A 14471-nucleotide genomic window follows, 5' to 3' on the forward strand; every position below is an offset into this window, starting at 1 on the left:
ATAAATCAATCAACGTTATTATGAAATTGAGCTACTATATAATTAGGCGATTGCTCTTATTGATTCCTACAGTGATAGGCGCCACATTAATTGTATTTTTGTTAACACGTGCTGGTGGAGTGAATATGGTAATTGCTGCTTATATAAATCCGCATTTACCATACGGCCCGCAGAAAGTTGCAATTACTAAGATGCTAGGTTTAAATCAGCCCCTAGCTATACAATATTTTTATTTTTTGAATGGTATAATACATGGCAATTTGGGATATACACATACAGGAGTTTATAGCGGACCAGTTACTACTGCTATGGCATTGTATTTTCCAAATACAATACAGCTTGCAGTGGTAAGTTTTATCTTATCTATGCTTATAGGTATCCCTATTGGAACTATTGCAGCTGTTAGAAAAGATAGTTGGGTAGATCAATTAACAAGAGTTATTGCATTTGTTGGAGTATCTTTACCAATATTCTGGCTTGCATTATTATTAATGACATATCTAGGAACATCTGCAGGTATACGAATTTTTCCTATATCAGGTACAGTATCTCCACAATATTTAGGTACTGTTTCTTGGATTAATAGTATGGGTATTTCCTCACCGACCGGTATTTTGATGATAGACTCTCTATTACACGGCAGTTTAATAATATTTGCTAGCGCATTTGAGCATGTTGTTCTTCCAGCACTAACTTTAACTTTTGCGTCTCTGGCTGGAATAATGAGATATATGAGAAACAGTGCAGTAGAAGTAATGAATATGGACTATGTAAAATTCGCAAGGGCAAAAGGATTGCCTGAATCTCAAGTAATAAAAAAGTATGCTAGAAAGAATGCCTTAATACCAGTAATTACGATTTCTGGATTATTGTTAGCAGGCTTACTCGGAGGTGTAGTTGTGGTCGAAGAACTATTTAATTATCCAGGAATAGGATACTGGACATATCAAGCGATGCAATCTTCTGATGCTGGTGGGATAATGGGTGCAACTTTGTTGTTTGCGTTAACTATAATAGTTGCGAACTTGGCAGTAGATATCATTTACGCATATCTTGACCCTAGAATAAGGTTAGGTGATTAAATATGGCTAAAAAAGAAGGTAAACAATCCTTTATGAGTTCTCTCGGGCCAAAGATGGACAATTTTAAAACTACGCTCAGATTACTTTTTAAAAATCCAGGCTCTGCGGTGGGCCTGATAATAGTACTGATATATATTTCGATTGCAATTATCGATCAGGTATATCCTCAATTGTTAGGAATCACTACAAATGTAGGTATTATGATTCCAAATTACTCTAATCCTGTCCCACTTCCGCCTTCTGCAGCTCATCCTTTTGGTACGACTTTCCCTGGGATTGATCTATTTCAAGGGATACTGAAAGCTATTAGAATAGATGTTGCATTTTCTTTTCTTGTGGTTGGAGCAGGTGCTTCTATTGGAATAATACTGGGATTATATGCTGCATTTTATGGCGGAATAGTAGACGAAATATTAATGCGTATAACAGATATATTCTTTAGTATACCTCTTTTAATATTAATTATTGCAGCAGGTTATTTCATACCTGGTGGTAGAACTCTCATAGTTTTAGCACTGATATTAATAATAGTCTGGTGGCCGACGTACGGGAGAGTAGTAAGAGGACAAGTGCTTTCACTCAAAGAACTATCTTATGTAGAGGCTGCGAAAGCTAGTGGAGTAGGTCGCACAAAAATTATGTTTAAACACATATTGCCTAATACACTTGCGCCTGTGATTGTGCAATTGTCATTTGATCTAGCAACAGTCGTGCTTTTACTTGCAACATTGGATTTTCTAGGATTCATTCCTAGTTCAGAGGGATATATGGCAGAGCTAGGGTACCTTTCTGCTATTGGATCAAGTTACTTTACTGCAGGAGACTGGTGGACATTGGTGTTTCCTGGTTTTGCGATACTAATATTTGCATTATCTATGAATCTTGTTGGAGATGGTCTTAGGGATGCTTTTGATCCGAGATTGAGAAGGTGAAATTCATGGAACCATTATTAAAGGTAGAGAACTTAAAAACACAGTTTGTAACATGGAATGGATTAGTTAAAGCACTAGATGGAGTAAGTTTTGAGATTATGCCGGGAGAGACTTTGGGGTTGGTAGGTGAGACAGGTTGCGGAAAGTCAGTTACTGCACTATCTATAATGAACTTAATTCCCGAGACGGCAGGTACTGTTGTAGAAGGGAACATAATATTTGAAAATATAGATTTAGCAACTAAGCAAAAACAAGCTTGTAGGATTATACCTTCGAAAAAAAGAGCAAAGCTTAAAGTTAACAGAAACATTTTAAAACAAAATTTCAAATTGATGAACCAGATACGTGGAAATACGATGGGAATGATATTTCAAGAGCCAATGACCACTCTAAACCCAGTCACATCAATAAAAAAGCAGATTGAAGATGTACTTTATGCGCATCATATTAATGTACTAGCATCTCGAGTTATAGCAAGAAAGAAAATTACTAAGACGCAACTTAATGATATAATAATAAATGTAATTGATAAAAAGAATATTGGTTATCTAGATGAGTTTGTAAATCAGAATCCAGAACTTTCTGCGATAAAAGAGCAGATTGCATATATAGTAAACAGGCATGACATCACAAGTTTTAGAAAGAAGAATTTGATTTCAGCCTTATACGAAGATAATAGAAAAATATCTGGAAGTTTACAAAAGCTATCCACTAAAAAATTGAAAAAAGCACCTATAAATATACCAAGAGAAATAAGAAGAGAAGCAACAAGATTAGCAGTAGAGCTTTTAACTAAAGTTAATATTTCAGAGCCAGACAAAGTAATAAACCAATACCCTCATGAATTAAGTGGTGGTATGAGACAGAGAGTGGTAATAGCAATTGCAATAGCCAGTAATCCACATTTATTAATAGCTGATGAGCCCACCACAGCACTAGACGTAACAATACAAGCACAGATATTAGATATTATGAAAGACCTAAAGAAAACAAGCAATACATCCATACTTTTTATTACCCATGATCTTGGTGTTATATCTGATATTAGTGATCGTGTGGCGGTAATGTATGCAGGATCTATTGCAGAAGTAGGTAAGACAATAGATATATTTGAATCTCCAAAGCATCCATATACACAAGGATTGTTAACATCTATTCCGTCATATGGTGCTGGCAAGGGTAGATTAAAAAGTATACCGGGTACCGTACCTAACCTAGTGCATCCGCCAGAAGGGTGTAAATTTCATCCTAGATGTCCTTATGCAATGGACATATGTAAAACAACCAGACCAGAAATGACAGACCTTGGAAATGGCCATTTTGTATCTTGCTGGTTATATTCGAAGAAAGAAGGTGAAAACGATGGAAAACAGTAGCGAACCATTACATAATGCAGAGGAAGATTATTTACTGATGGCAAAAGACCTTAAGCAATATTTTATGATAAAAATACCTAAAGCTGTAAGGACGCTGAAGATACCTTTAAAAGCTGTAGATGGAGTAGATATATCTATTAAAAGAGGAGAGGTTATAGGGCTTGTGGGAGAGTCTGGCTGTGGAAAAACTACACTAGGGAGAGTACTAATAAATTTAATTACACCCACTGAAGGATACTTATTTTTTAATCCGCCTAAACATATAATAGAGAAAGTGAAAAACAATGAACAATTATCGAAAGGAGAAATAAAAGAGTTCTCCTTATACCATTTAAGTAAAAGGAAAATGAGGGAGCTACGTAAAGAGATGCAAATTGTTTATCAGGATCCATACTCTTCATTAGATCCCAGATATTTAATAAAAGACATAATTACAGAGCCTTTATTCTCTTTCGGGGTTAAAAAAGAAGAAGCATACAATATTGCTAGGAATCTCTTGATTGAAGTTGGCCTTTCAGAGGATTTTATGAACAGATACCCACACCAGCTATCAGGTGGGCAGAGGCAGAGAGTAGCAGTGGCAAGAGCATTGGCACTGAATCCGAAATTTATTGTGCTTGATGAGCCAACTTCAGCTCTAGATGTTTCAGTTCAAGCTCAAGTTTTGAATATTCTAAGAGATTTAAAAGAAAAACACAATCTAACAATGTTGTTTATATCTCATCATATGATGGTTATAAGGCATATAAGTGACCGCATTTTTGTAATGTACTTAGGAAAAATTGTTGAAATTGCAGAGACAGAAGCCTTATTTTCAAATCCACTGCATCCATATTCTATGGCGCTATTATCTGCTGTGCCAATACCAGACCCAAAAATAAAGAGGACTAGAATAATACTGGAGGGAGATGTACCAAGCCCAATCAATCCTCCACAAGGCTGTAGATTTCATACAAGATGCAGGTTCGCATTTGAAAAGTGTGGCTGGACTGCAGAAGAACTGATAGAAAGCATGAGTTTAATATTAGACTCAACAAGGAACCAAGAACTTTTAAATTATCCAATACTAAAAGATGTAGAAATTTTTAATGATAATAGTTTTAAAGTAAATTTTGTTGAACCTTTGAAAGAAGAGCATTTAGAGACAATAAAAGCAGTGATTGACAAAGAAAAAAAAGCAGGCAGTGTCAGGCAATTGTTTGGAATAGAATCCGTGAAACTGGATAATGGAGGAATGGTTGTAGAGCTTTACAAAGATATAAAAGAACCACCATTGATAGAAGACAAAGAAGGTCATTTTGTATCTTGCTGGCTCTATGAAAAAGGAAAAAATTAAAAACTTTTTTTATTTTATACATCAAATAATTTTTTAAGCAATTTTTGATACCCTCTATATTCAAAATACGTTGTAACGATTGCAATAGTGAGCATAAGTAAACCAACCCACAATACCGGATAATAATAATATATTTGAAAGAGTACAAAGATATCTACAGATAACCATAAAACCCAGTAAAAACCCCTTATAAGCTCTCTTGCGAAATACATTATTTTTGACATTAAAATACTATAGGATGAATGATATTTAAAATTTTTTCTGAAATGTGGCTTTGAGAGAGATTCTTGGATACCGAGTGATAATTAAGCAAGTTCAATACTTTTTATCCTGCCTCTTTTGAATGTCCTCTCTGCATTCCTCAGATAGCAGAATGCAGTGATGTATTTTCTGAGATCAGATTATATTTTATTCATATTTCTCACTCAGGCGTTTTTTTAAAATCGTCTTTAAGATCTTGATCTCCTTTTACGATCATAGGTCTGGGCCTTCTTAACCTAAATCCAAGTTTGTGAAATATGTTTTGGCACTGTCTTACCTCAAGATCTATGTTATATTTGTCCAGCAAATATCTTTTTAGAAGAATGCCATCCCACATGTCCTGAAAATAATCAAATTCATGAGGATCCTTTCTTAAATCTCTATTAATATCATTGAGAATCTCACTGTATAGTTTTGATAGTCTTCCAGATTTCTCTAGATCATAAAGTGCTCAGAATCCATCAGAGTTAAATGAATTGATCCAGTACTCTATTGTTCTTGGAGAATGTCCCAGTATTTTTGCAATCTCATAACAGCTCACTCCATTTGCTATCATCAGAACACCATGCAGTCTATGCTCCTATCTGGATTCAGAACTTCTTGTAATTTCATTCTGTATGGCTGAAAACATATATTTTTTATCTAACAAAGTTAGTTTTTTCATAAAGATAGTGTACATTTCAAATATATAAATAAGCGCAATTATTTATTACGTCATGTATAGTTACAGGTAAAAAATCTCAGAAAATGGCTGATTTCTGAGATATAAAAATGTTGGAGGTACGTACTTTTAAAGAAAATCTATTACAAATGCTTTGTAATACGTATGAATTTAATGTTAAATAACAATTGATTTAACGGTTTATTTCTGCTATCGATTGTTCCAAAAATTATATATACCAGAGTATTGATAATAGATGTTAAGCTTTGACATATCACATAAAAATTATGATAAATTTCAAAGCAAAAAAAAGGAGAGATGAAAAAATATGAATAAAAAAGCTTTATATGCAGTGATCGCAGTAATAGTGGTAATCATACTAGTAATCGCCGTTTTAGAAGTCATGCCTAGTGCTGCAGCGAGCATGACTGTTTCTACTAGTTCTACAACTGCCATTGCTGGACAAAGTATTACTTTTGCGGCTTATATATCTGGTGGTACTCCTTCTAAAGTGACATTTAACTTTGGAGATGGAAACACAGGCACTGCCACACACTTGTCGGGTAACGAGTATACGGTCACACACAGCTATAATTCATCTGGCAAATATTTAGTTACAGCAACCGCAACGATTAACGGTAAAGTTCTAAATAACATGCAGAGCATTGACGAAATAACCGTGACACCAGCCACAGTCAGCCCTAGTTTAGCATCTGAAATTACACTCCCTTCAATCGCCACGAGCACACAGATCATTTCACCAGGAAGTACTATTTCATTAACAGCACTAACATTACAGCCTCCAACAGCCACGAACTGGACTATTGGATATTACATATGGAACTTTGGAGATGGATCTACTCATATTAACTATACTGTATTCAATACCTCATCTGGAACCTTTATGGCGGATAACATATCACATTTATACAGTACTGCAGGAATATATACTGTTACTCTCGGGGTTATCACGTTCAATGCCACAAATTATGTGCCTACAACATATACATCAAATGGAATAAACTACACCTATTATCCAGTATCAGAATTATCATCAATACTGTCCAGCGGACAGTACCAGAACACTACATATATGACTACAATCGTAGTAAATTCCACAGCAAAACTTTTAACAACTACTTCAGTTGCAAATTCTAACGTAATTACTAATGCAGAATTAGTACCTGGTGGAGCATATTCTTTTGATCCTGCAATATGTTATGAATCTGTAGGGATGGAAATTATTCAAAATGTGTATGAAACTTTGCTAGCATACAATGGTTCATCAATAAGTCAATCTCAGATGATTCCATTAGTAGCAAGTGTTATTCCAACTGTAGCAAACGGCGAAATTTCAGCAAATTACTTAAATTACACGTTCCATATTAGAAGTGGCTTGAAATTCTCAAATGGAGATCCTCTCAATGCTTGGGATGTTTATATAAGCTTTGTAAGAGCATTATTATTTGTGCAAGGAACTCCAGGTACACCTGATTGGATAATAGCACAAGATCTATTGCCTGATGGAGGATTTGCACCGGGACTGTACTCAAACGGAACTGCTTTATATGATGCAATTACAAATGCAGTTACAGTAAACAATGCAACGCAGACGGTAACTTTCCATCTTTTAAAAGCAGATCCTGCATTTTTCGATTATATAGCTGACCCATTAGGGGCATCAATTATGGATTATAACTGGCTGGTTCAAAATGGTGCTGGTATTACATTCACGCCTACAGGATTCTTAGCTTATCAACAGTATGGAAATGAAGTTAACTATAACAATTATCTCAGATATCATGCCATGGGTTCTGGGCCATATATGATCAAAAGTTACCTTATTGGGCAATTTGTATCTTTAGCCCCTAATCCTAATTATGTGCCTATTCAGGGAGTTCCTGGATATAGTCATGCCGCAAATGATACAGTAAATATCGAATGGATCAAAGATGCTTCGACAGAGCTTTTAATGCTAGAAGGTGGTTTGGCAGATATATATACTGGGACATCAGATTTACCAACCTATTATTATCCTACAATTTCACATTATGAATCTCAGGGTAAAATAAGTATATATGAATTTCCTACGCTGACAATATATGGATTTGAATTTAACTTTAATATAAATACGACAATGTTATCCACATTAGGTACAGGTTTTCATATACCACAAAACTATTTTACAAATTTGGATGTTAGAAGAGCATTCGCCTATGCATTTAACTATACAAACTATATAAACAATCTTGTTGGAAATGCTAAATATGGGGCAAATTTTTCAAGTAGTTTTGTTGGAGATATTCCAAAGGGTATGTCGGGATACTTATCTCCTCAGCAGTTGAAGGATGCCGGTGTGAATGTGCCAACCTATAATATATCCATGGCGAAAGAATATCTTGAAGAATCTGGAATGTACAATGTAAGCATAAATATTCCAATAATAGTTACGGCTGGAGATCCTATTGATTTTGCAGCAGTGCAAGACTGGGGAGCAACTTTAAATTCAATCGACCCAAATATTGTAATCTCAGGAATGTATGAAGAATTTGCAACATGGCTTGGCTATCAGGTACCTAACGCGAATCCAATGCCGATTTATCAGACTATCTGGATCCCAGATTATCCATTTCCTTCAGACTATATAATGGCATTTTACCAGGAAAATGGGACGTACCCAATTGGAGCAGGTTTCAACCCAACTACATTCTCAATGACTGGGCATCCAAACCAGGCAAATCAGACAGAAAAAATGGAACAGGATATAGCAAAAGCTATGAGCACTGGTAATGTAACAACTGCACTAAAGTACTATGATTATGCAGAAGAAATTGCAGTCAATCTCACCAACGCCGTATATGCACAGCAAGTTAACTGGTTCTGGTACTATTCCCCCTCGTTGAAAGGTGTACAATATGAAGAGAACCCGCTGTTTGGTGGTGGAGGAGATACAATCTATATATATCTATCTAAATAATTTTTTTTATTTTTTGTAATTTTTTATTACCTTAATACTCTTAGATATTTTTTAGATCTTGTCAATCATTCGTTGAAAATTTTTGAGAATTATCGATTACTTTGAAAAGATAATAAATTAAGTACTTTCCATGTTTAATGATATTTTGATAATAATCAATGAACATTTTGACATAACTCAAAAATAGAAATGTTTAAGTTTTTTGATTGTATATATGTTTTATGAAATTCATAATAGTAACTGGTGGGGTAATATCTGGACTTGGTAAAGGAGTAACTACCTCCAGTATAGGTAAAATATTACAAGCCAGAAATTTAAAAGTTACGGCCATAAAAATAGATCCTTACATTAACTATGATGCAGGAACCATGAACCCATATCAGCATGGAGAAGTATTTGTGTTAGATGATGGAGGCGAAGTAGACTTAGACCTTGGAAATTACGAGCGGTTTTTGAACATTAACTTAACAAGAGAAAATAATATTACTACGGGAAAGGTATATCAAACAGTAATAGAAAAAGAGAGAAAAGGAGATTATTTAGGAAAAACAGTACAGATAATACCCCATATCACAGATGAAATTAAAAGAAGGATAAACTATGTAGCAAAGAAAAGCAATGCTGACGTGGTATTAATAGAAGTGGGGGGTACAGTAGGAGACATCGAATCAATGCCTTTTTTAGAAGCTTTAAGAGAGCTAGGTCGTGAAGTAGGAGAAGGAAACAGGTTGTATGTGCACACAACGTTAATACCAGAGCTCGAAGTTGTCGGAGAACAAAAAACAAAGCCTACTCAACACAGTGTAAAAGAATTAAGAGCAATAGGAATACAGCCTGACATAATTATTGGCAGGACTACAAAACCGTTAGGTGCAGATACAAAAACTAAAATCTCTAATTTTTGTGATGTGCCATTAGAAGCAGTAATCAGTGCAATAAACGTCAAAAGTGTATATGAATTACCGTTAGTGTTTGAAAAACAGAACTTAGGAGACTATATTTTTAAAAAATTAGGTCTTTCAGATGGAGATTCTAATCTCGATGATGTAGAAACGTTTTTAGATAATTTAAATGGTGCAAAAGAAGAGGTAAATATTGGTTTTATTGGCAAGTACGTGCATTTAAAAGACTCATATCTGAGTCACAGAGAAGCTTTTGTTCATGTGAGTTCATCTTTGAGAATAAAAATAAATATTGTATGGATTGACGCAGAGGATATTGAAGAAGGAAAAGTTTCACTTGATAATCTAGACGGGATAATTATTCCAGGTGGATTTGGGAAAAGGGGCATTGAAGGCAAGATATTGGCTGCAAAGTATGCTAGAGAGAACAATATACCATTTTTGGGGATCTGTTTAGGCTTTCAGATAGCAGTGATTGAATATACAAGAAATGTATTGGGATTGAAAGATGCAATAAGTACTGAATTTGATCCAGACACAAAAAATCCAGTTATTGATTTACTGCCAGAACAGCAGGATATTAAAAATCTTGGTGGTACTATGAGATTAGGCGCACAGAAAGTAATAATAAAAAAAGAAAGCAGAGCATTTGAATGGTACGGAAAAACAGAAATATATGAAAGGCACAGGCATAGATATGAAGTTAATCCTAAGTATATTCCAGATCTTGAAAATAAAGGAATGATATTTACGGGGGTAGATGAAACCAGAACTAGAATGGAAATTTTTGAGGTAAAAGACCATCCATTTTATATTGGATCACAATTCCATCCAGAATTTAAGTCAAGGCCTCAAGAGCCATCTGTACTGCATAAAGCATTCATAGAAAACGTATATAAAAACAAAAAATCAAGATAAAAATCTGTTATAGATTTTCAAGAGGTCGTCTATTATCTTACTCCAGCGATAGTTTTTTACGAACTCTTTTGCAAAATTAGAGTATTTTAGATAAAGATCTTGATCAGTTAATATTTTTATTATTGCAGAGCCCATTTTTTCATAATTTGAAGGGTCAATCAAAATGCCATTTTTATTATCTATCACGAGCTCTGGTACAGCAGTGCTGTTAAATGCTACAACTGGTTTTCCGGCATTTAATGATTCCAAGATAGACAATCCGAAAGCCTCGGAAATAGTTGGAGCAGCCAAAATATCAAAAGCATTATAATAATATGGCATATCTGTGTATTGTATGGGGCCTGTAAAAATTACGTTTTTTTCGATATTTAGTTCTTTTACTCTTCTCTTTAGCTGATCTTGTAAACCTATAAAACCATTTAATTTTTGGTCAGGGTTGGGGCCTACAAGCATTAGTGTTGCATCAACATTTTTTAAAATCTCAGGCATAAAATCCACAAGATATTGCGGGCCCTTAGTTTTTGTTAATCTCCCAACAAACCCTATTATCTTACTTTTTTCATCAATGCCATATTTCTTTCTGATTAGAGTTTTATCGTATGAACTGAAATCTTCAACACCATGTGGCAATACCTCTATTTTGTCTCTTTTAACTCCAAATTTTATAAGCTTATCTTTTGCATAGTTGCTGGGAGTTATATAACAATCAAAATCCCCACGAATTAAAAAAGGAACAAATTTTTCCAATTTTTTTGTATTAGATCCATCAGAATATTCTTTTAATAGCTGATCGTAACCGTCGTGATAATGGCTTATAACCACACTGTCTTTGTTCAATTTTTTATATACATTTAGCGTTATTGAGTTTATCATAGAATGACTATGTACAATGTCAAAATTTATGAGTTTTTTATCCAGTCCTATTGAAAAATATTTTATTTTTGATTTTCTGTATATACTGATTCCATCTATCATCTCAAATTTCTTGGTACTAGGTATTGAAAGAGTATATATTGATAGCTCATTTCCTCTATCTTTCAATAAAGTAGAATATTTCCACACTATCTTTTCAGTACCACCTAAGTGTGGGGTGGCAAGATCACTAACTTGCAATATTTTTAACATTTTCTAATCGATATTTTATAATAAACAAAAATTTAAAATTATTTATTTGCATTTACTGAAGGTCTGCTATTCTCGCTACCTCTGCCTTTTTTGGTAAGTCCTCTGTTTTTCTGTCCAACTCTTGTCTTACCTCTCTGTGCTCTTCCTCTCTGGTTTGAAATCCATGAAATCTTAGGATCATTTTTGATTACTGGATGTGACCTATCAACCAATATAACTTCATAATATTTATGTCTTCCATCTTGCCCTACCCAATATGAATTTAAAACTTCCATGTTCGGATAATGTTTGTTGGCACGTTCTTCAGCAATTCTCTGTATGCTTTTTTTCATGGTAATTTTTACAATACCTTTTCTCTTCGGTTTTCTACCAGCTCTTATTTGTGGTTTGTTTAACCCACCTCTACGAACGCGTGCTCTAACAATGATATATCCTTGTTTTGCCTTATATCCAAGAGCTCTTGCTCTATCCAATCTTGTAGGATGCTCTACCCTTGTGACCGTTGGGGATTTTCTCCATTCTATCAATCTTTCCCACTGTAATTTTCTTACATAAGTATCTTTTGGTTTATTCCATGCTTCTCGTATGAAACCATACATATTCTTAGCTTTAGCTTTTTCGTCAACCATATACTATCAAACTCCTATATGTTTACGGGCTTCTCTAATCACTAGAACATCGCCCTTTTAGTGCATGTGATCTTATCAGTAATTTTATAGGTTATTTAACTGTTTCTATGCTCTCTCATTTTTGATAAAAAATAATCATAATTTTTTTATTTGCCCAGGAAATATTCTTAGCTTTAATATATCTTTAGATAAAAATTTAAAAGGTAAAAAAGATAGGATAAAATTATTTTTTGAATTTTATACCTATAAATGATGATTTTTTATTTAATTCATCAATAGATCCTGCAAATTTATTGAAAAAATCATAATCTCCTTTAAGTGCAATATAATGCTGCTTTTCCATATTTGATAGATATAAAAAAATCTTTTTTGCGTATTTATCTTTTAATCTTGTAGAGATAATTTTATAGATCGTTTCTGCTCTCTTTTCACAGTTCATTGCTATCTCTATCGTTTCTAGTAATGAGTTAATATTATGTATATTCGCATTTTGTATGAAGCATTCGAAAGGATATTTTTTTGATGGCTCTTTAACTTCTTTCTTTCCAAATAAGTTTTCATTTAGATCTATTAATATCTTTTTGTGAAACTTTTCTTGATCAGCAAAATACCTCAGTTTCTCTTTCAAAAAATCATTATTTACTTGATCTGCCAGAGCAAGATAGAACTTGTACGATTCATCTTCGGAATAGGCAGCCATTGCTATAATTTCATCGGTATCTATTTTGTTAAAGTAACTCATTTCCATAGGGTTCACCTATTTAACATTAAGAACCTCTATTATAAAATTTTTATCAAAACCGGTGCGTAAAATTTTTTTTGATAGGTTGCTAAAAAATGAATTAAAAGTAAGTTAGTAAAAAGATTTTGTTAATTTTTTTAAAGCTTCTTCTTCCATAAAATGCATTTTACCAACTATAACCATAGTGTGTAGCGTTGGGCCAAAATCTTTATCCACTAATTTTTCTATCGTGCCTGAGGTTAATGTTGGATTTGCAGAACCTGCTTGTGAAACTACTGCTACGATTGTATTTTTTTCAATTACCTTACTTTTAAAAATTTCTTCCATTTTAACAAGTATTTTTAATGCTTCGTTAGCGGTCATAAATCTATCATCTTTAATATCTAGTAGAACCAATGTATGCAATCCAGAGTTCAAGTTATTTTTAATAAAATCATAAACGCTCTTTGAATAAATTTCATTTTCAGGATATGGTATTGTCACGGTCCTTCCAAATTTATAGTTTTGCAGACCTAATAACCCTGGTACTACGCATTGTATTGAAGTGCCATGTATAATTTCTACAGGGATACCTTCTTCAAAAGCCTTGAGTCTCAAAGCAATATGGGTGGTAGCTATCAGTGGATCCCCTGCCGATAATAGTAATACTTTATTATTTTTAGCAAGATCTAGCAACATTCTCTCATTTTCTATATCCTCTCTAGAAAGAATCTTTATTTTTTTTCCTGTTAATTTTTCCAACTTTTCAATAGAAGTGCCCATCAAACAAGAGGTATAAAACTCTATAAATATATAATCTCCATCTTTGATATTTTCGTAGGCCTTAATAGACATATCTTTTTCATCGTACAGACCCAATCCAACTAACTTTAGCATAAATCTTAAATTGATTTATATCTATTAAGCTTTTCATCTTTTAAGCTCTCTCTATGATAACAATTTTTACAGAACTTAAATAAAAGTGAAACTTTTATTTAATATTAAATATTTACCTATCTTGAAATGTTTAAAGAACTTTTTAACCCCAGATCTATTGCAGTTATTGGTGCTTCAAAAGATGAGAATAAGATAGGAAATGTGGTATTAAAAAACCTAATTTCAGAGAAGTATGATGGAAAGATATATCCGATTAACCCTAAAATTACTGAGATACTGGGATTAAAATGCTATAAAACATTAAAAGACATTGATGAAAGAGTAGATCTGGCAATAATTGTACTTCCTGCAGAATTCGTACCAGAAACAGTAAAAGAGTGCGTTGAGGCTGAAGTAAGATTTATAATCCCCATTGCCGGTGGTTTTTCTGAATCTGGTAAAGAAGGAGAATTGAGAGAAAAAGAGATTAAAGAGTACTTAAAGAAAGGTAGCAGCAGATTAATAGGCCCCAACACCGTCGGAATTTATGTACCTCAAAGTAAGGTAAATACGGCTCTTACAGATCCAGATAAGATATCATATCCCAAAGATGGATCTCTGGCGTTTATTTCTCAAAGTGGTGCCTTAGGATTGTTGACAATGGATTCTTTTGCA

At 33.8% G+C, this 14471-nt stretch carries 14 protein-coding genes; 7 read left to right on the top strand and 7 right to left on the bottom strand.

What is annotated here, in order from left to right:
- The first annotated feature begins 20 nt into the window (after positions 1–20).
- From QXQ25_00405 to QXQ25_00420, 4 genes are read left to right on the top strand one after another with little or no spacing between them, the layout of a single operon-like run.
- On the top strand, positions 21–1082 hold the full coding sequence (locus tag QXQ25_00405) for an ABC transporter permease (GenBank protein ID MEM0160171.1): 1062 nt from the start codon (positions 21–23) through the stop codon (positions 1080–1082).
- A gap of 2 nt (positions 1083–1084) precedes the next feature.
- A complete protein-coding gene (locus QXQ25_00410; GenBank protein MEM0160172.1) occupies positions 1085–2014 on the top strand; it encodes an ABC transporter permease in 930 nt (309 codons plus the stop codon).
- 5 nt (positions 2015–2019) lie between these two features.
- On the top strand, positions 2020–3390 hold the full coding sequence (locus QXQ25_00415; GenBank protein ID MEM0160173.1) for an ABC transporter ATP-binding protein: 1371 nt from the start codon (positions 2020–2022) through the stop codon (positions 3388–3390).
- On the top strand, positions 3377–4726 hold the full coding sequence (locus QXQ25_00420) for an ABC transporter ATP-binding protein (GenBank protein ID MEM0160174.1): 1350 nt from the start codon (positions 3377–3379) through the stop codon (positions 4724–4726). Before QXQ25_00415 ends, QXQ25_00420 begins: the two co-directional genes overlap by 14 nt.
- A 14-nt stretch (positions 4727–4740) precedes the next feature.
- Here the strand turns inward: QXQ25_00420 and QXQ25_00425 are convergent, their stop codons facing one another.
- The 3 genes from QXQ25_00425 to QXQ25_00435 all read right to left on the bottom strand — a co-directional run bounded on the left by QXQ25_00425 (position 4741) and on the right by QXQ25_00435 (position 5558).
- Positions 4741–4950, bottom strand: coding sequence for a hypothetical protein (locus tag QXQ25_00425; protein MEM0160175.1), 210 nt, complete (start codon positions 4948–4950; stop codon positions 4741–4743).
- A 197-nt stretch (positions 4951–5147) separates the two neighbouring features.
- The gene (locus tag QXQ25_00430; protein MEM0160176.1) at positions 5148–5324 is read right to left on the bottom strand and encodes a winged helix-turn-helix domain-containing protein; all 177 of its coding nucleotides are present in this window, start codon (positions 5322–5324) and stop codon (positions 5148–5150) included.
- Positions 5325–5438: 114 nt separating this feature from the next.
- Positions 5439–5558 (bottom strand): helix-turn-helix domain-containing protein, encoded by a 120-nt coding sequence (locus QXQ25_00435; protein ID MEM0160177.1) that lies wholly within the window; start codon positions 5556–5558, stop codon positions 5439–5441.
- A gap of 418 nt (positions 5559–5976) precedes the next feature.
- Here QXQ25_00435 and QXQ25_00440 point away from each other — a divergent pair, with 418 nt between their 5' ends.
- A complete protein-coding gene (locus tag QXQ25_00440) occupies positions 5977–8625 on the top strand; it encodes an ABC transporter substrate-binding protein (protein ID MEM0160178.1) in 2649 nt (882 codons plus the stop codon).
- Positions 8626–8846: 221 nt separating this feature from the next.
- The gene (gene pyrG, locus QXQ25_00445; GenBank protein ID MEM0160179.1) at positions 8847–10445 is read left to right on the top strand and encodes a CTP synthase (glutamine hydrolyzing); all 1599 of its coding nucleotides are present in this window, start codon (positions 8847–8849) and stop codon (positions 10443–10445) included.
- Here the strand turns inward: pyrG and QXQ25_00450 are convergent.
- The 4 genes from QXQ25_00450 to dph5 all read right to left on the bottom strand — a co-directional run bounded on the left by QXQ25_00450 (position 10437) and on the right by dph5 (position 13817).
- Positions 10437–11570, bottom strand: coding sequence for a glycosyltransferase family 4 protein (locus QXQ25_00450; GenBank protein MEM0160180.1), 1134 nt, complete (start codon positions 11568–11570; stop codon positions 10437–10439). The two genes, pyrG and QXQ25_00450, sit on opposite strands and share 9 nt — an antisense overlap.
- Before the next feature lie 38 nt (positions 11571–11608).
- Positions 11609–12199, bottom strand: coding sequence for a 50S ribosomal protein L15e (locus tag QXQ25_00455; protein MEM0160181.1), 591 nt, complete (start codon positions 12197–12199; stop codon positions 11609–11611).
- Positions 12200–12422: 223 nt separating this feature from the next.
- Positions 12423–12947, bottom strand: coding sequence for a ferritin family protein (locus QXQ25_00460; GenBank protein ID MEM0160182.1), 525 nt, complete (start codon positions 12945–12947; stop codon positions 12423–12425).
- A 105-nt stretch (positions 12948–13052) separates the two neighbouring features.
- Positions 13053–13817 (bottom strand): diphthine synthase, encoded by a 765-nt coding sequence (gene dph5 / locus QXQ25_00465; GenBank protein ID MEM0160183.1) that lies wholly within the window; start codon positions 13815–13817, stop codon positions 13053–13055.
- A 126-nt stretch (positions 13818–13943) separates the two neighbouring features.
- Here dph5 and QXQ25_00470 point away from each other — a divergent pair.
- The coding region (locus QXQ25_00470) for a CoA-binding protein (GenBank protein ID MEM0160184.1) at positions 13944–14471 on the top strand (528 nt) is incomplete at its 3' end.

This window comes from Thermoplasmata archaeon (assembly GCA_038729465.1).
GTDB lineage: Archaea > Thermoplasmatota > Thermoplasmata > Thermoplasmatales > ARK-15 > JAVRLB01.